At 66.0% G+C, this 15,913-nt stretch carries 14 protein-coding genes; 6 read left to right on the top strand and 8 right to left on the bottom strand.

What is annotated here, in order from left to right; all coding sequences use genetic code 11:
- The 7 genes from B6S44_RS12320 to B6S44_RS12290 all read right to left on the bottom strand — a co-directional run.
- Positions 1-1,492 (bottom strand): DNA translocase FtsK (locus B6S44_RS12320; protein ID WP_248309569.1); only part of this gene is annotated, 1,492 nt, incomplete at its 3' end.
- A 117-nt stretch (positions 1,493-1,609) separates the two neighbouring features.
- A complete protein-coding gene (locus tag B6S44_RS12315) occupies positions 1,610-2,878 on the bottom strand; it encodes a YncE family protein (RefSeq protein WP_129157186.1) in 1,269 nt (422 codons plus the stop codon).
- Between the two features lie 110 nt (positions 2,879-2,988).
- The gene (locus B6S44_RS12310; protein ID WP_248309574.1) at positions 2,989-5,913 is read right to left on the bottom strand and encodes an FAD-binding and (Fe-S)-binding domain-containing protein; all 2,925 of its coding nucleotides are present in this window, start codon (positions 5,911-5,913) and stop codon (positions 2,989-2,991) included.
- A 163-nt stretch (positions 5,914-6,076) separates the two neighbouring features.
- Positions 6,077-7,600 (bottom strand): tripartite tricarboxylate transporter permease, encoded by a 1,524-nt coding sequence (locus B6S44_RS12305; protein ID WP_129157184.1) that lies wholly within the window; start codon positions 7,598-7,600, stop codon positions 6,077-6,079.
- A 10-nt stretch (positions 7,601-7,610) separates the two neighbouring features.
- A complete protein-coding gene (locus tag B6S44_RS12300; protein ID WP_129157183.1) occupies positions 7,611-8,111 on the bottom strand; it encodes a tripartite tricarboxylate transporter TctB family protein in 501 nt (166 codons plus the stop codon).
- A gap of 159 nt (positions 8,112-8,270) precedes the next feature.
- A complete protein-coding gene (locus tag B6S44_RS12295) occupies positions 8,271-9,254 on the bottom strand; it encodes a Bug family tripartite tricarboxylate transporter substrate binding protein (RefSeq protein ID WP_129157182.1) in 984 nt (327 codons plus the stop codon).
- Positions 9,255-9,433: 179 nt separating this feature from the next.
- Positions 9,434-10,135 carry a GntR family transcriptional regulator gene (locus B6S44_RS12290; protein ID WP_126109900.1) on the bottom strand — a complete coding sequence of 234 codons (702 nt, stop codon included), beginning with the start codon at positions 10,133-10,135 and terminating at the stop codon, positions 9,434-9,436.
- Between the two features lie 148 nt (positions 10,136-10,283).
- On the opposite strand from B6S44_RS12290, the gene B6S44_RS12285 reads away from it, so the two are divergent.
- A complete protein-coding gene (locus B6S44_RS12285) occupies positions 10,284-11,477 on the top strand; it encodes a pyridoxal-phosphate-dependent aminotransferase family protein (protein ID WP_129157181.1) in 1,194 nt (397 codons plus the stop codon).
- Positions 11,478-11,492: 15 nt separating this feature from the next.
- On the opposite strand, the gene B6S44_RS12280 is transcribed toward B6S44_RS12285, so the two are convergent.
- On the bottom strand, positions 11,493-11,981 hold the full coding sequence (locus tag B6S44_RS12280; protein ID WP_129157180.1) for a MarR family winged helix-turn-helix transcriptional regulator: 489 nt from the start codon (positions 11,979-11,981) through the stop codon (positions 11,493-11,495).
- A 148-nt stretch (positions 11,982-12,129) separates the two neighbouring features.
- Here B6S44_RS12280 and B6S44_RS12275 point away from each other — a divergent pair, with 148 nt between their 5' ends.
- The 5 genes from B6S44_RS12275 (at position 12,130) to B6S44_RS12255 (ending at position 15,911) form a co-directional block, all read left to right on the top strand.
- Positions 12,130-12,546, top strand: a complete 417-nt coding sequence (locus B6S44_RS12275) for an organic hydroperoxide resistance protein (protein WP_129157179.1) — start codon at positions 12,130-12,132, stop codon at positions 12,544-12,546.
- Positions 12,547-12,628: 82 nt separating this feature from the next.
- Entirely contained in the window at positions 12,629-13,651 is a 1,023-nt protein-coding gene (locus B6S44_RS12270; RefSeq protein WP_129157178.1) for an alpha/beta fold hydrolase, read from the top strand.
- Between the two features lie 133 nt (positions 13,652-13,784).
- Entirely contained in the window at positions 13,785-14,291 is a 507-nt protein-coding gene (locus B6S44_RS12265) for a cupin domain-containing protein (protein ID WP_129157177.1), read from the top strand.
- A 314-nt stretch (positions 14,292-14,605) separates the two neighbouring features.
- Entirely contained in the window at positions 14,606-15,082 is a 477-nt protein-coding gene (locus tag B6S44_RS12260; protein WP_248309568.1) for a Csu type fimbrial protein, read from the top strand.
- Between the two features lie 64 nt (positions 15,083-15,146).
- The gene (locus tag B6S44_RS12255) at positions 15,147-15,911 is read left to right on the top strand and encodes a fimbrial biogenesis chaperone (protein ID WP_206735140.1); all 765 of its coding nucleotides are present in this window, start codon (positions 15,147-15,149) and stop codon (positions 15,909-15,911) included.
- The last annotated feature ends 2 nt before the right edge of the window (positions 15,912-15,913 follow it).

Genomic DNA, 15,913 nt, shown 5'->3' with positions numbered 1-15,913 from the left:
TGGGGTCGACCATGATCAGCCGGCACTCCTCCGGCTTCAGCCGGTAGAGGATCGACAGGATCATGGTGTTGATCGCGACCGACTTGCCCGAGCCGGTGGTGCCGGCGACGAGCAGATGCGGCATGCGGGCGAGATCGGCGATCACCGGCTCGCCGCCGATGGTCTTGCCGAGGCAGAGCGCCAGCTTGTGCTTGGTGCCCTCGAAATCCTGGCTGGCCAGAAGCTCGCGCAGGAAGACGGTCTCGCGCTTGGCGTTGGGCAGTTCGATGCCGATCGCGTTCTTGCCGGGGATCACGGCGACACGCGCCGAGATCGCGCTCATCGAGCGCGCAATGTCGTCGGCCAACGAAATCACGCGCGAGCTCTTGGTCCCAGGCGCAGGCTCAAGCTCGTACAACGTCACAACCGGGCCGGGGCAGGCCTGCACCACCTCGCCACGAACGTTGAAGTCCTCCAGAATCCCCTCGAGCAGGCCGGAATTCTGCTGGATGAGCTCGATCGGGATCGTTGCCGCGATCTGCGGCGGCTCGGCCAGGAACTCGATCGGCGGCAGCTCGAAACCCTGCGCCGCGACCCGCCTGGGCTGCGGGGCAGCCGCGCGCGGCCTCAGGGCCGGAGGCACGACCGAGACCTTCGGCTGTACCGCCGCGGGCACAGCCTCCGCTTCGACCACCTTCGGCATGGGCGCGGCGACCGGAGCCGCAGCCGGAGCAAGCTGTCCCATGATCCGGCGGCGCGGAGCCGGAACCTTCGGCGTGGGAGCCGGTGCGGCCGCCACGGGAGGCGGCGCGACGACCTGCAGAGCAGGCGGCGTCAGGTTCAACTCGAAGCGATAAGGCTGCGTCCAGCCGAAGGACATCGTCGCCGATGCGGCTGCGGGAACCGGAGCAGGCGCCGAGCGCACCGGCTCGGCCACTGCCGCCGGCGGGCTCGGCTGAGCCGTCTCCAGCGGCGCCCTCGCTGCGGGGACCGGCGGCGCGTTCTCGAACCCTACCTCATCCTCCTGCTCTGCATCGGGGATGAACTCCCAGAAGGCGGCATCGGAGAGGAAAGCGAACGGGGTCGTGACCGCCTCGATCGGCTCGTCCGGCAGCGGTGAATCGACGACCGAAGCGGTCAGGGCATCGTCGCCCTCCCCAGCCATCTCGGCCTCGACCTGCGGCACAAGCTCGGACGACCCGCCTCCCCAGACCTGCCGCAGCATGTGCCGCGGAGTGCGCCAATAGCGGACGCTGCCGGGATCGACGGGCGCTTCCGGCGCGGGCTCGGGCAGTGGGGTCACCGTCTGCGTGGCGGCGCGCTCGACCTCCTGCCGGCGGACCTTGTCGGGCGTGCGCCCGAAGCGCACGAGCCCGGGCGCTGCCGGTGCTAGGGACGCGTGGCGGTCGACCGGAGCCGGCTCCGGAATATCAGCGAAATCAGCGAGTTGATCCGAGATACGAGCGACGGGAGAAGCGCTGTTCGTCTGGAGATTGCGATGGATTCGACGCATGGATCAACGCTGGCCCGACACTCACTCGACTGAGCATCGAGAGGTACCGGCGCAGGGTTAACAGCCCCTGAACTCGCGCCAGAGATAGCTGTGGATCGTGGCCTGCGCCCTGCGCTCTCAATCGGCCTGGAAGGCGCCGATCATATAGCTCTCATTGCCGATTTCGGTGACGCGCCCCTTCACCTCATAGCTCGCCAGATCGACGATCCAGACGACGCTGGAGTTGGGTTTGCCCTTGGGCGCGCCGGTGATCGCCGCATATTTTCCGTCCGGCGTGATCGCGATGCCACGCGGCCGCGACGGTTCGCCGCCGGGCGTCTTCAATTCGACGCGCTTGATGGTCGCTGGCTGCCCGGCGAGCGCCTTGGCGATATCGATGATGTCGATGTTGTTCGAGCGGAACTGCGTCGAGAGGATGCGCTTGCCGTCCGGCAGGAAGGCGGCGACGAACGGCCGCGTCGGCGTCGCCTTGTCGTCGGTGCCGACCAGGACCCGCGCCACCTCCGCCTTGCCGGGATCGCTGAGTGCCTTTTCGACATCGACGATGCTGACGGTATTGCCGGGCGTGTCGGTCTGGGCGTTCTCGCGCGAGGCATGGGCGACGAGCTTGCCGTCGGGACTGGTCGAGATGCCGAAGCCGCCGGCCTGGACCGGGATGCGCGCGACCTCCGCGCCGCTCTCGCCGGCGATCGCCTTGGCGAGGCTCATCACCGTGATGTCGTCGGTGCCGCCATTGGCACCGAAGATCGTGCCGCCGCCGAGCGGGCTGATGGTGACGCCGTTGGTATCAGGAAAGCAGCCGAATTTCGGATCGGGCGCGCGATGCGGCACCGGATTGGGCGGACAGGGAAAGCCGGGCTTGCCGAAGGCCTGCTCGACCTTGCGAATGACCTTGTTGGTCGCAAGGTCGACGATGCTGAGATGGCGCCCGCCATCCTCGTCGCCCTCCTGCTCGGCATGGGCGAGGACGGCATGCTTGCCGTCGGCCGCGATGGCGAAACCGGTTGGGCCAAAGCCGCCGGTTTCGATGTAGCCCTCGACTGCCGCAAGCGTGCCGTTGCTGGCGGGGTCAAGCGCCTTCTTGAGATCGACCACCGTCACCGTGCCGGCATGGCCATGCTGGAAGGCGGCAGCGGCTTCCGGCGCCGTGCGGCCGGAATGATTGACGACATAGGCGCGGCGATAGTCCGGCGCGATCGCGATCGAGATCGGCTGGCCGCTCGACACCACGGTCTTGCCATCGACCTGGATATCCGGGGTCACCCGCAGACGGCTGACCACCGCCTTCGCCGTCCCGTCATTGGCCGGGTCGATCGCCTTTTCGAGGTCGATGACCAGGACGACATTGTCCCAGCGCCCGCTCGCGAGGAAATAGTCTTTCGCCATGACTTGTTGTGCGCCTCCGATTGCGCAGAGCGCCAGCGTAGTCCCGAGAAGCGTCGTCCGTAGCATGATCGTCCTCCCTCGGTTGTCCCGTTCTCCGGGTTCGTCATTCGCTATGTCGGTGTGCCCATCTCCTTCAGCGCCTCGTCCAGCACCCTGACGACGTGCACGGCTTCGCGGCCGGCGCCGTCATGGATCTGATGGCGGCAGCTCGTGCCGTCGGCGACGACGAGGTCGTTCGCCGCAGCCTTGCGCACCGCCGGCAACAGCGAGAGCTCGCCCATCGCCAGCGAGACGTCGATCGTCGCCGCGCCATAGCCGAAGGCGCCGGACATGCCGCAACAGCTCGATTCGATCGGCCTGACCTCAAGCCCCGGCACCGCCCGCAGCGTCTTTTCGACCGCCCCCATCGCGTCGAAGGCCTTCTGGTGGCAGTGCCCGTGTAGATGCGCGACGCGCCCACCTTGGTCGCGCAGCGGCAGGCTGGTCCGGCCCGCGGCCATGTCGCCAGCCAGCAATTCCTCGATCAGCAGCGCCACCTTGGCCAGCGGCTCGACTTCGGCCTTTGGCAGCAGCGCGGCGAACTCGTCGCGGAAGCTCATCAGGCAGGAGGGTTCGAGCCCGACGACGCGCGCTCCCCTGGCGACGAAAGGCGCGAGTGCATCGAGCGTGCGGCGCGCCTCGGCGCGGGCCTCGTCCACCAATCCAGCCGAGAGGAAGGTGCGCCCGCAGCAAAGCGGCCGGCCTCCCCCCGCAGCCGCAACACGATGCAAGCGATAGCCGCCGGCCAGCAGCACGCGCTCGGCCGCCTCCAGATTCTCGCGTTCGAAATAGCGGTTGAAGGTGTCGCCGAAGAGCACGATATCCCGGTTGTCGCCTTGCACGGCCGATGGGTCCGACCGGCCAGCCGTCTCGCGCCAGGGCTTCCGCCAGACCGGCAGCGAGCGCCGTGCCGAGAAGCCAAGCCAGCGTTCGCTGAGCTTGGCCAAGAGCGGAATGCGATCGCGCAGGTTCATCAGCGGCGCGAGCTTGGCGGCGATCGGCGCATAGCGCGGCAGGAAGGCGATCAAGCGCTCCTTCAGCGGTAGGCCGTGCTTGCCATGGTAGTGATGCAGGAACTCGACCTTCATCCGGGCCATGTCGACGCCAGTCGGGCAGTCGCGCTTGCAGCCCTTGCAGGAGACGCAGAGGTCGAGCGTCTCCTTCATCTCCGGTGAGGTGAAGGCGCCCTCGCCGAGCTGGCCGGAGATGGCGAGCCGCAGCGTATTGGCCCGCCCGCGGGTGAGGTGCTGCTCGTTCCGTGTGGCCCGATATGACGGGCACATCGTGCCGCCCGCCATCTTCCGGCAGGTGCCGTTGTTGTTGCACATCTCGACCGCGCCGCCGAGGCCGCCCCAGTCGGACCAGTCGAGCGCGGTCTCCATCGGAACCGGCGTGGCGTAGCCGGGCGAAAAGCGCATCAGGCTGCGGTCGTCCATATGATAGGCGCGGACGATCTTGCCTGGGTTGAGATGATTGCCCGGATCGAAGCCGTCCTTGACCGCCTCGAAGGCGCGGGTCAGCGGCCCCCCGAACATCGGCTCGACGAAGTCCGAGCGCGAGATGCCGTCGCCATGCTCGCCCGAGAACGAGCCCTTGAAGCGCCGCACCAGCTCGCAGGCCTCCTCGGCGATGCCGCGCATCGCCTTCACCCCGGCTTCCGTCTTCATGTTGAGGATCGGGCGGACATGCAGACAGCCGACCGAGGCATGCGCATACCAGGTGCCGCGCGTGCCATGCCGCTCGAACAGGGCGGTGACCGCGTCGGTGTAATCGGCGAGATGCTCGAGCGGGACGGCGCAGTCCTCGATGAAGGAGACCGGTTTCCCGTCGCCCTTCATCGACATCATGATGTTGAGGCAGGCTTCGCGGACGTCCCAGACCGGCTTCTGCCGGGCCGGCTCGATGACCTCGACCACCGCATCCGGGAAGCCGTGATCGGCCATGCACTGGTCGAGCCGCCTGAGGTCGCCCTTCAGCGCGGCAAGGTCGTCGCCGGCGAACTCGACCAGCAGCAGGCAGTTCGGCTTGCCCTTGGTGATGTCGGCGAGCGTGCGCACGAAGAGCGGGATGTCGGCGCCCAGCACCAGCACATTGTTGTCGACGAGCTCGACGGCAGCCGGTCCGAGCGCGACGAGGTGCTGCGTCGTCTCCATCGCGGCGCGGAAATTCGGGAAGTGGCAGACGCCCATGACGCGGTGCTGCGGCAGGGGCGAGAGCTTGAGCGTCGCCTGGGTGGTCAGGGCGAGCGTGCCCTCCGAGCCGACCAGGAGATGCGACAGATTCGGCCGCGGCACGATCAGTTCGTCGAGATTGTAGCCGCCGACGCGACGCTGCACCTTCGGGAAGATCGCCTCGATCTCGTCGCGATGCCGGTCGGCCAGCGCCAGCATCGTCTCCATCAGCGCCCGCGCCCGCGGCGAAGCATTGTCGCCGACCGGCCCCTCACCGAGCGCAAAGGGCTCGCCGTCATGGAACAACGCTTTCAGGGCGACGACATTGTCGACCATCTTGCCGTAGCGCAGCGAGCGCGCGCCCGACGAGTTGTTGCCGACCATCCCACCGATAGTGCAGCGGCTCGCCGTCGAGGGCTCGACCGGGAAGAACAGCCCGTCCTCCTTCACATGCGTGTTGAGCGCTTCCAGCACGATGCCGGGCGCGACCGAGACGGTGCGCGCGGCCGGATCGTAGTCACGGATCGCGTTGAAATGCCGGCTCATGTCGAGGATCAGCGCATCGCCGATCGGCTGGCCGTTCTGCGAGGTCCCGCCGCCGCGGGCGATCACCGGCACGCCATGCTCGGCGGCGATCGTCAGCGCCGCGGCGAGGTCGGCCTCGCTCTTCGGGAAGGCGACTCCTTGTGGCACGATCTGATAGATCGAGGCGTCGGTGGCGTAGCGCCCGCGGGTGAAGGCATCGAAGCACACCTCCCCTTCCAGCGCCTGCGACAGCTTGCGTTCGAAGCCGAGATTGCGGGAGCCGGGCTTGGTGAGTGTCATCTGATTCATGGGTTCACGAGACAGTCCCAACACGCGCCGTCATTCCGGCCGCAGCGAAGCGGAGCGCCGGAATCCATCCTAGAGCGCATCGCCCTACGATGGATTCCGGAGCTGCGCCGCTTTGCGGCTTGTCCGGAATGACGGTGTGGGCGGCAAGCCGCCATCATTGTTCTGCGGCCCGCGCCGCCATACGCTCGCGCCCGCGCAGTGCGGCAATCGCATCGCTGGCCGGCCCCCAGCATAGCAGCAGCAAAGCGAGGACAACCAGCGTCGCCACCAACCCATTGGCCCAGAAGACGCCGAGCGAGCCGCCCGAGCCGAGCAGTGCCTGGCGGAAGGCATCCTCGGCCCTGTCGCCCAGCACCAGCGCCAGGATCATCGGGGCGAGCGGGTAGTCGAGCTTCTTGAAGACATAGCCGACGATGCCGAAGATCAGCATCAGCCAGATGTCGAAGACCGAGTTCGAGATCGTGTAGGCGCCGATCGCGCAGACGATCAGGATCACCGGCGCGACGAAGGAGAACGGGATCCGCATGATCGCGGCGAAGAGCGGCACCGTCGCCAGCACGATGATCAGGCCGGCGAGATTGCCGAGATACATCGAGGCGATCAGCCCCCAGACGAAATCCTTCTGCTCGACGAAGAGCATCGGCCCAGGCTGCAGCCCCCACACCAGCAGGCCGCCGAGCAGCACCGCCGCCGTCGCGGAACCTGGAATGCCGAGCGCCAGCATCGGCAGGAGCGCGCTGGTGCCGGCCGCATGCGCCGCCGTCTCAGGCGCCAGAACGCCTTCGATCTCGCCCTTGCCGAAGTTCTTGCCATGCTTCGAGAAGCGCTTGGCGAGGCCATAGCCCATGAAGGATGCGGCGATGGCGCCGCCGGGCGTCACGCCCATCCACATGCCGACGACCGCGGAGCGCAGCAGTGTCGCCCAGTAGCGCGGCAGGCCGGCCCAGGTCCGCAGGACGACCTTCAAGTCGATCTTGGCCTGCTTGCCCTTGAACACCAGCCCTTCTTCGACCGTCAGCAGGATCTCGCTCACGCCGAACAGGCCGATCACCACGATCAGGAAGTCGAAGCCTCGCATCAGCTCGGTCGAGCCGAAGGTCATGCGCAGATCGCCCGAGATCGAATCGAGGCCCACCGCCGCGAGCAGGAAGCCGATGCAGAGCGAGGCGATGATCTTGGCGCGGTTCTCCCGGCCCATGCCGATGAATGAGCAGAAGGTCAGGAGGAAGACTGCGAAGAACTCGGCCGGGCCGAATTTGAGCGCGAACTGCGCGACCAGCGGCGCGACGAAAGTGATCAGCACCACGCCGGAGAGCGCTCCGATGAAGGAGGCGGTGAAGGCGGCCGTCAGCGCCTCCGCCGCCTTACCCTGCACCGCCATCGGATAGCCGTCGAAGGTCGTCGCGACCGACCAGGCCTCGCCGGGGATGTTGAACAGGATCGAGGTGATCGCGCCGCCGAACAGCGCGCCCCAGTAGATCGACGACAGGAGGATGATCGCCGAGGTCGGATCCATGCCGAAGGTCAGCGGCAAGAGAATCGCGACGCCATTGGGCCCGCCAAGGCCTGGCAGCACCCCGACGATGATGCCGAGGATGACGCCGACCGCCATGAAGCCGATATTGTGCCAGGAGAGCGCGACCTGGAAGCCGGCGATGAGCGAGGAGAGATCGTCCATCGGTTACCCCTCAATAGCCTAGCATGGCTTCCAGCGGACCCTTCGGCAGGGGCACGCGGAACTGCAATTCGAAGACCCAGAAGCACACGACCGGCACGAGCAGCGCCGTCAGCCCGATCGACCACCAGCGCGAAGTGCCGACCACCGCCATGAAGGCGATAATGAAGACCGCCGAGGCGACATAGATCCCGAGCGGCTGGATCAGCGCCACGAACAGGACGAGCGGCCCCAGCACCCTGACGACCTGGCGCAATTGCTCATAGGTGACGAAGACCCCGTCCGGCCGGCGGAAGGACTGCCAGAGGATGAAGAGCGAGGCGGCGAGGAAGATCCAGCCGACGCGGGCCGGGAAGAAGCCGTTCTGCGGGCCGCCATCCCAGCCGGCGCCGCGGCCATGCGAGTCGTAGAGGACGATGCCGGCGAGGCCGATCAGCAGCAGCGCCGTGGCGATTTCGACGGGCCGGCGCGAGATGCCGGGTTCGGGTGTTTCGGTTTCGCTAGGGCTCGACATTATCCGTCCCCTCCCATGTCATCCCGGACAAGCCGCGTCAGCGGCGTCGATCCGGGATCCATGCCTGAACCGTTCCGGCATGGATCCCGGGTCTTCGCTTCGCTACGCCCGGGATGACCCGGACTGGAGGCGGCAAAGGCTTACGTCACGTCGAGAGGCTCACTTCGCCATGAAGCCGGCTTCGGTCATCAGCTTCTCGTGCTTCGCCTCGTCCGCCTTCAGGAAGGAGACGAAGGCTTCGCCGTCGCGATAATCCGCCGCCAGCGCATTGCGGGCGAGGTATTCCTTCCATTCCGGCGTCTCGGAGACCTTCTTGAACAGGTCGACATAGAAGGCCTGCTGCTCCTTGCTGACCTTGCCGGGCATGAACATGCCGCGCAGCATCTGGTAGCTGACATTCAGCCCCTGCGAGGCGCAGGTCGGGATATCGGCCCAAGACTGCCCGTCCGCGACCTTCTCGGTGTAGGCCATCTTCTGCTCGGCGAAGACGCAAAGCGGGCGCGTGGCGCCGCCACGCCAGTTGGCGAGATCCTCGGCCGGGTTGTTGGTGGTGGCTTCGACATGCCCGCCCGACAACTGCGTCGAGGCCTGGCCGCCGGAGGTGTAGGGGATATAGGCGAACTTGGTGCCACTCTGCTTCTCCATGGCGAAGACGAGCAGGTTGTCCTCGCGCTTGGACGAGGTGCCGCCGATCTTCATCGCCGGATTGGCGCTCTTGGCCGCCGTCATCAGGTCGCCGGCGTTCTTGTAGGGCGCCTTGGCGTTGACCCAGAGCAGGAAGGAATCCTGCGCCAGCATCGCGACCGGAGTGTAATCGGTCCAGTTCAGCGCCAGCTTGGTCGCCATCGGCGTCATGAAGATGCCGCTCGAGGTGGTGATCAGCTTGTGCGCGTCGCCGGCCGATTTCTGGATGTCGAGCATGCCCTCGGCACCGCCGGCGGCCGGCTTGTTGACGACGATGATCGGCTGCTTGGTGAACTGCTGCTTCTGGATGATGCCCTGGATCGTCCGCGCCATCTGGTCGGACGCCCCGCCTGCCGAGAACGGCACCACGATCTCGATCGGCTTGTTCGGCTCCCAGGCGGCTGCGGGTCCGATGCCGGCAGCCATAATTGCGGTCGCGGCCAACCAGTGCTGCTTCATGATCGCTCCTCCCGATGATTGCGCTCTGGCGGCGCCGTGGAGGAACCTTAGATCAAAAAATTTTGCATTCAATCCAAAATTTCAGAAATAAAAAAATGACCACGATTTTTGCAGTGCGGTCGTCGGCGAGAACTGGGCTGCCTCGTCATCCACTGCCGGCAACGCGGGCCCGGTAGCAATCAAGCTGAAGCCTGCGCCGCCTTCTGCTTGTTGCGCAGATGCACGAATAGAATGTCAGACAATTCCGAGCCGGCGCGCCGGCGCAGCGCATCGAGGATCGCCTCATGCTCGCGCATGGCCTCGCCCCAGCGGTCGCGATCCTTGGCGAGATTGGCAGAATAGCGCACCCGCCGGATCCGCCCGGCCAGGCCGGCATAGGTCGCAGCCAACGTCGCATTGCCCGCAGCGGCAACGATCAACTGGTGGATCGCCTGGTTGCAATGGAAGTAGCCATGCATGTCACGGCGCAGGTAAAAACGGTACATTTCGTGGTGAACCTGCTCGATTTCGGTGAATTCAGCCTCCGAAATCCGCTCGCAGGCCAGCCGCCCGGCCAACGCCTCGAGCCCGCCCATCACATCGAAGAGCTCGCGGATATCCTCGGGGCTGAGCTGGCGCACCCGTGCCCCGCGGTTGGGTAGGAGCTCGATCAGCCCTTCCGCCGCCAGTACCTTGAGCGCTTCACGCAATGGCGTGCGCGAGATGTTGAAACGCTCGCACAGCGCCCGCTCCGGGACGCGTGCGCCATCGGCAAGATTGCCCTCGACGATGAAGTCGCGCAGCGCGACGAGCAGCCCTTCATGCAGGGACGCAACCGGCTTCGCAGCCTCGGCTGGCACCGGGCCCTGCTCATCAATGGTATCGAGAAATGGCTCGTTCATGCATCATCGCTAAGTCGGCTCGAGCCCGCTGTCGAGCCCGATTGCACGTAATCAGTATACCAGAAGGTGATTGATCTTTCAAAAAATGAATGCAAAATGTCAACCAGCGGCGCAGTAGCGCCCGGCCCCCTGGGAGGAAAAGAACATCATGCAAGGGCGTCACTTCCTGCACATTCCCGGCCCGAGCCCGATTCCGGATCGGATCCTGCGCGCCATCGCGATGCCGATCATCGACCATCGCAGCGCCGAGTTCGCTGCGCTCGGCAAGACGGTGCTGGAGGGCAGCAAGGCCGTCTTCAAGACCAGGCAGCCGGTGGTGATCTACCCCTCCTCCGGCACCGGCGCCTGGGAGGCGGCGATCGTCAACACGCTCTCGCCCGGCGACACCGTGCTGATGGCCGAGACCGGGCATTTCGCGACATTGTGGAAGAATATCGCGACGCGCTTCGGCATCGAGGTCGAGTTCATCCCGGGCGACTGGCGCCGCGGCGCCGATCCGGCCGCGATCGAGGCCCGGCTCGCGGAGGACAAGGCCCGCAAGATCAAGGCGGTGATGGTCGTCCACAACGAGACCTCGACCGGCGCGACCAGCCGCATCGCCGAGATCCGCAAAGCGATCGATGCCGCCGGCCACCCGGCCCTGTTCATGGTCGACACCATCTCCTCGCTCGCCTCGGTCGACTACCGCCACGACGAATGGCAGGTCGACGTCACTGTCTCGGGCTCGCAGAAGGGGCTGATGCTGCCGCCCGGCCTCGGCTTCAACGCCGTCTCGGAGAAGGCGATCGCAGCGTCCAGGACCAACACCCTGCCGCGCTCCTTTTGGGACTGGGAGGAGATGATCAGGATCAATGCCGGCGGCTTCTTCCCCTATACGCCGGCGACCAACCTCCTCTACGGACTAAAGGAGGCGCTCGCCATGCTGCAGGAGGAAGGGCTTGACCAGGTCTTTTCCCGCCACCAGCGCCTCGGGAGCGCCTGCCGCGCCGCCGTCAAGGCCTGGGGGCTGGAGGTGCTCTGCGAGAACCCGGCTGAGCAGTCGCCGGTCCTGACCGGCGTGCTGATGCCGCCGAGCCATGACGCCGATCGCTTCCGGAAGATCGCGCTGGAGAAGTTCAACATCTCGCTCGGCTCCGGCCTTGGCAAGGTCGCCGGCAAGGTCTTCCGCATCGGCCATCTCGGCGAATGCAATGAGCTTGCCCTGCTCGGAGCCCTCTCCGGCGTCGAGATGGGCCTTGCCGCAGCGGGCGTGCCCCATCGCAGCGGCGGCGTCGCAGCAGCCATGGCCGATCTCGAAGGGCGCGAGCCAGGCAACCAGGCGAAGGTCGCGGCCGTCGCCTGAAGACTGAGACAGACCTTACTTCGAAACAGATGCGCCAGCCGGCAGTGCCGGCTGGCCCCGCGCCGCTTTGAGCAGATTGCTGCGCAGCCTGACCACCGCCTTCTGCATCACCGGAAAATCCTCGCCGAGGCCGGCAGCGGCCACCAGATTCATCGGCAGCGCCTTCTCCCGCAGCTTGCGGCCCGCTGGCGTCAGGCTGACCCGCACCTGGCGCTCGTCGGCCGGGTCGCGCTGCCGGCGGATATAGCCGAGCGATTCGAGCTTCTTCAGGATCGGCGTCAGCGTGTTCGATTCCAGGAACAGCTTCTCGCCGAGGCCGCCGACGCTCTGATTGTCCTCCTCCGACAGCGCGATGATCGCGATGTACTGGGTGTAGGTCAGCCCGAGTTCGTCGAGGATCGGCTTGTAGGCGCGGCCATAGGCCAGGTTGGCCGAATAGATCGCAAAGCAAAGAAAATCCGCCAGCTTAGGCACATTCGGATCGTTCGGGGTCAGAGCAGACATGGCTGGGCCTCGTCGTGAGCGCGTCATCGTCGTCACCATATATATCGCATCCGATTAAATCGGAAGTGTTGACATCGCTTCCGAGCTTCACATATAAGACCGCATCCGATTAGATCGCGTCCGATCTAAAAACAGAAGGAAGCTCGACATGTCCTCCACCGACAAGGTTCTCTACACCGGCCGCACCCACACCACCGGCGGCCGTGACGGCTCTGCCCGCAGCTCGGACGGCCGTCTCGAGGTCAACCTGACCTCGCCCGGCGCGCCCGGCGCCGGCACCAATCCCGAGCAGCTCTTCGCCGCCGGCTGGTCAGCCTGCTTCATCGGCGCGATCGGGCTGGCAGCGCGCGAGCGCAAGGTCGCGGTGCCCGCCGAGACCGCCGTCGACGCCGAAGTCGACCTGCGCCATGGCGAGCGCGGCTATTTCCTGCAGGCGCGCCTGAATGTCGCCCTGCCGGGACTGGATCGCGAGACCGCCCGGGCCCTGGTCGATGCCGCGCACCAGACCTGCCCCTACTCGAAGGCGACCCGCGGCAACATCGAGGTCGAGATCAACCTCGTCTGAGCCGCACCGGATGGCGCCGTGTGGAGATCTCCGCCGGCGCCTTCCCTCTCCAGTCATCGCCCCGCGCAGAAGGCATCCCACCATGACCAAGGCCCCTGAAACCATCGATCCCAGCCGCCGCCTCTTCGTCGGCGCCATGACAACGGCAATCGCCGCAGCCGGGCTCGGCTTGAATCGGCCAGCTCTGGCGGCGCCGGCGGCGCTGTCGTCCTTCGGCGCGCTCAAGCAGGTCGATGCCGGCGTGCTCAGCGTCAGTTATGCCGAACAGGGTCCCGCCGACGGCCCGGTCGTCATTCTGCTGCATGGCTGGCCCTATGACATCCACACCTATGTCGATGTCGCCCCACTGCTGGCGGCCAAGGGCTATCGGGTGATCGTGCCGTCCCTGCGCGGCTATGGCGAAACCCGCTTCCTCTCGCAGCAGACGTCGCGCAACGGCCAGCAGGGCGCGCTCGCCGTCGACGTGATCGCGCTGATGGATGCGCTCAAGCTCGACAAGGTGCTGCTCGGCGGCTGTGACTGGGGGGCGCGCACGGCCTGCATCGTCGCGGCGCTCTGGCCCGAGCGTGTCAAAGGCCTGGTCTCGGTCAGCGGCTACCTGATCGGCAGCCAGAAGCTGAACGAGGCCCCGTTGCCGCCCAAGGCCGAACAGCAATGGTGGTACCAGTACTATTTCGCCACCGAGCGCGGCGCGGCCGGCTACGCCAGGAACACTCGCGATTTCGCCCGCCTGATCTGGGAGACTGCCTCGCCGAAGTGGAGGTTCGACGACGCAGTCTTCGCGCGCTCGGCAGCTTCCTTCGACAATCCCGACCATGTCGCGATCTCGATCCACAATTACCGCTGGCGCCTCGGCCTGGCGCAGGGCGAGCCGCAATTCGACGCGCTGGAGACTAGGCTCGCGGCGTTCCCGGTCATCACCGTGCCGACGATCACCCTCGAGGGCGATGCCAATGGCGCGCCGCACCCTGATCCTGCCGCCTATGCCAAAAAATTCTCCGGCTGGTACCGGCACCGGACGATCGATGGCGGCATCGGCCATAACCTGCCGCAGGAGGCTCCGGCCGCCTTCGCGGATGCCATCATCGCGGTCGACCGCGCCTGAGAGCAGCGTTCGTGGACACCGGCTCGGGATGGTTACCCGAGCCGTTTCCAGATGCCGACAAATGTGAGGGATTTCCGAAGGGCCGGCTTTACCCCTCCTCCCCTATGATCCGCGCGATATCAGGGAGGGATCGATGGCCTTGAAGATGATGCTCGCCGGCGCCGCCGCGATGATGCTGCGGCAGCTTCCGCTGGTCGCACCGGTCGAGCAGGCGCCGCTCGTGTCGGGCGCGCCGGACGAATTGCCGATGACGCCCGCCCCGATCGAGCCATCCTGGATTATCGCCGGAGATCCGGTTGCGCGCGTTGCCCTGCATTCACGCAGCAAGGACGAGGCGGCCTCGACCGCTCTCTGGGACTGCACCGCCGGCGAATTCCGCTGGTTCTTCGACTGGGACGAGACCGTCATCATCCTGGAAGGCGAGGTCCACGTCACCGCGCAGGATGGCTCGCAGCGGACCTTGCGCAAGGGCGACATCGCCTATTTCGCCGGAAAGACCTGGGCGACCTGGCGAATCGATTCTTACGTCCGCAAGATCGCCTTCTGCCGCAAGCGCTTCCCGGCGCCGGTGGCCCTGGCCTACCAGCTGCGCAACATGCTGCGCGGCGACAAGGGATCACAGGGCGGCCTCGCCGCCTGAGGCAGTCGGGGCGCGATCAGCTTCCTGAAAATCGACATAACCACCGAGCTGGCGCGCACCGCCGGCTCGCGCGCGTTCGCGGCGCGCTCGCATATTACCTAACGTCATGAAGGCGAATTCAATTCAAGAATAAGCATTCAAAAAGCTCAAATTGCAGTCAAAACAAAAGCATGGACTGTATGCGTAGGTTCTTGGAAAACGTATTGGCTACCGGTAACATTTCGTTAACCACATTTGCCCATTCTCTGACCTCAATCACGCGCAATGAGAGAGACGGCCACGACTGACCGCCGCTGACGAAAATGGAGGGAAGCATGCGCTCGACGTGGATCTTGCTGTTCATCGGCATGCTGGCGGGCGACGCGAATGCCGCAACCGCGACGGGCACCTTCCAGGTTCAGATCAACATCCAGGCCGCCTGCACGATCGCCAGCGCCACCGACATGAACTTCGGAAACGTCGGCGTCCTCTCCGCAAACGTCGATAGCACCAGCACGATAACCGTGCAGTGCACGGCGACGACGCCCTATAATATCGGCCTCAATGCCGGCCTCCATGGCGGCGCCGTGACGACGCGACAGATGAGCGGTGCCGGTGGCACGGTCAACTACTCCCTGTCGCGCGACCCCGCCCGGACGCTGAACTGGGGCGAAACGATCGGCACCGATACCTCGGTCGGAACCGGATCCGGCTCGACGCAAGCTTATACGGTCTATGGCAGGGTGCCGGCACAAGCGACACCGAGCCCGGCTCTCTATACCGATACGATCACCGTAACCGTCACCTACTGACCCCTGCCGGCATCGCCGGCGACAGGAACTCTTCAAGCATTCAACTCGGGCAGGCCACGACGCCGTGGCCAATGGCGAACTGCGCCCGTCGCCAACGAAGGAGGACGCGATGAGATATGGCTTCGCCTTGGCCATCGCCTGCTGCCTGGCAGCAACGATGGTGTCAGCCGCCTCCCTGCAGGTCGCCCCGGTCCTGCTGACCGTGCCCGCTCCGGGCGCCGCCACGACGATCACGCTGCGCAATACGGACACTCAGCCCATTACGGCGCAGATCCGGGTGTATCGCTGGGTTCAGGCCGGCGGCGAGGAGCGGCTCGAACCGACCAATGACATCGTCGCCAGCCCACCGATCGTCGATCTGCGCGCGCGCCAGGACTACACGGTCCGTGTGGTTCGGACCGCGAAGCAGGCCGTGGCCGGCGAGGAAGCCTATCGCCTCGTCATCGACGAACTACCGAAGCCGCAGCAACGCACCGGCACGGTCTCACTTGTGCTGCGCCACGTCGTCCCGGTCTTCTTCGCAAGCCGCGGCACCTCGCCGCCCGACGTAACCTTTGGCATCAGCAAACAAGGCCCGCGCCTCGTGCTCAGCGCCAGGAACCGTGGCGACATCCATTTGCGGCTCTCTGCCGTCAGCATCCGCGATGCGTCAGGTAACCTCCTCGGTGCCAACAAGGGCCTAGTCGGCTATTCGCTCGGACAGGGCACGATGAGCTGGCCACTGCCGGCCTCAGGGGCCTTGCCGCGCCCGGGCAGCAAGGTCTCGATCAGCGGCTCCAGCGAAATCGGTCCGTTCAATGCGACCGCGCTCGTTCAAACGGCGCCTTAGCT

This window comes from Allobosea sp. Tri-44, from assembly GCF_004123845.1.
Taxonomy (GTDB): Bacteria; Pseudomonadota; Alphaproteobacteria; order Rhizobiales; family Beijerinckiaceae; genus Allobosea.
Note: the sequence above shows the minus strand (reverse complement) of the source record. Positions and strands in the feature narration are given on the sequence as shown.

What these genes read in the sequence shown, in the direction of transcription:
- B6S44_RS12310 (WP_248309574.1), bottom strand. Translation starts at nt 5,913, where the DNA reads ATGACACTCACCAAGCCCGGCTCCCGCAATCTCGGCTTCGAACGCAAG.
- B6S44_RS12300 (WP_129157183.1), bottom strand. Translation starts at nt 8,111, where the DNA reads ATGTCGAGCCCTAGCGAAACCGAAACACCCGAACCCGGCATCTCGCGC.
- B6S44_RS12285 (WP_129157181.1), top strand. Translation starts at nt 10,284, where the DNA reads ATGCAAGGGCGTCACTTCCTGCACATTCCCGGCCCGAGCCCGATTCCG.
- B6S44_RS12315 (WP_129157186.1), bottom strand. Translation starts at nt 2,878, where the DNA reads ATGGCGAAAGACTATTTCCTCGCGAGCGGGCGCTGGGACAATGTCGTC.
- B6S44_RS12280 (WP_129157180.1), bottom strand. Translation starts at nt 11,981, where the DNA reads ATGTCTGCTCTGACCCCGAACGATCCGAATGTGCCTAAGCTGGCGGAT.
- B6S44_RS12265 (WP_129157177.1), top strand. Translation starts at nt 13,785, where the DNA reads ATGGCCTTGAAGATGATGCTCGCCGGCGCCGCCGCGATGATGCTGCGG.
- B6S44_RS12290 (WP_126109900.1), bottom strand. Translation starts at nt 10,135, where the DNA reads ATGAACGAGCCATTTCTCGATACCATTGATGAGCAGGGCCCGGTGCCA.
- B6S44_RS12305 (WP_129157184.1), bottom strand. Translation starts at nt 7,600, where the DNA reads ATGGACGATCTCTCCTCGCTCATCGCCGGCTTCCAGGTCGCGCTCTCC.
- B6S44_RS12260 (WP_248309568.1), top strand. Translation starts at nt 14,606, where the DNA reads ATGCGCTCGACGTGGATCTTGCTGTTCATCGGCATGCTGGCGGGCGAC.
- B6S44_RS12295 (WP_129157182.1), bottom strand. Translation starts at nt 9,254, where the DNA reads ATGAAGCAGCACTGGTTGGCCGCGACCGCAATTATGGCTGCCGGCATC.
- B6S44_RS12270 (WP_129157178.1), top strand. Translation starts at nt 12,629, where the DNA reads ATGACCAAGGCCCCTGAAACCATCGATCCCAGCCGCCGCCTCTTCGTC.
- B6S44_RS12275 (WP_129157179.1), top strand. Translation starts at nt 12,130, where the DNA reads ATGTCCTCCACCGACAAGGTTCTCTACACCGGCCGCACCCACACCACC.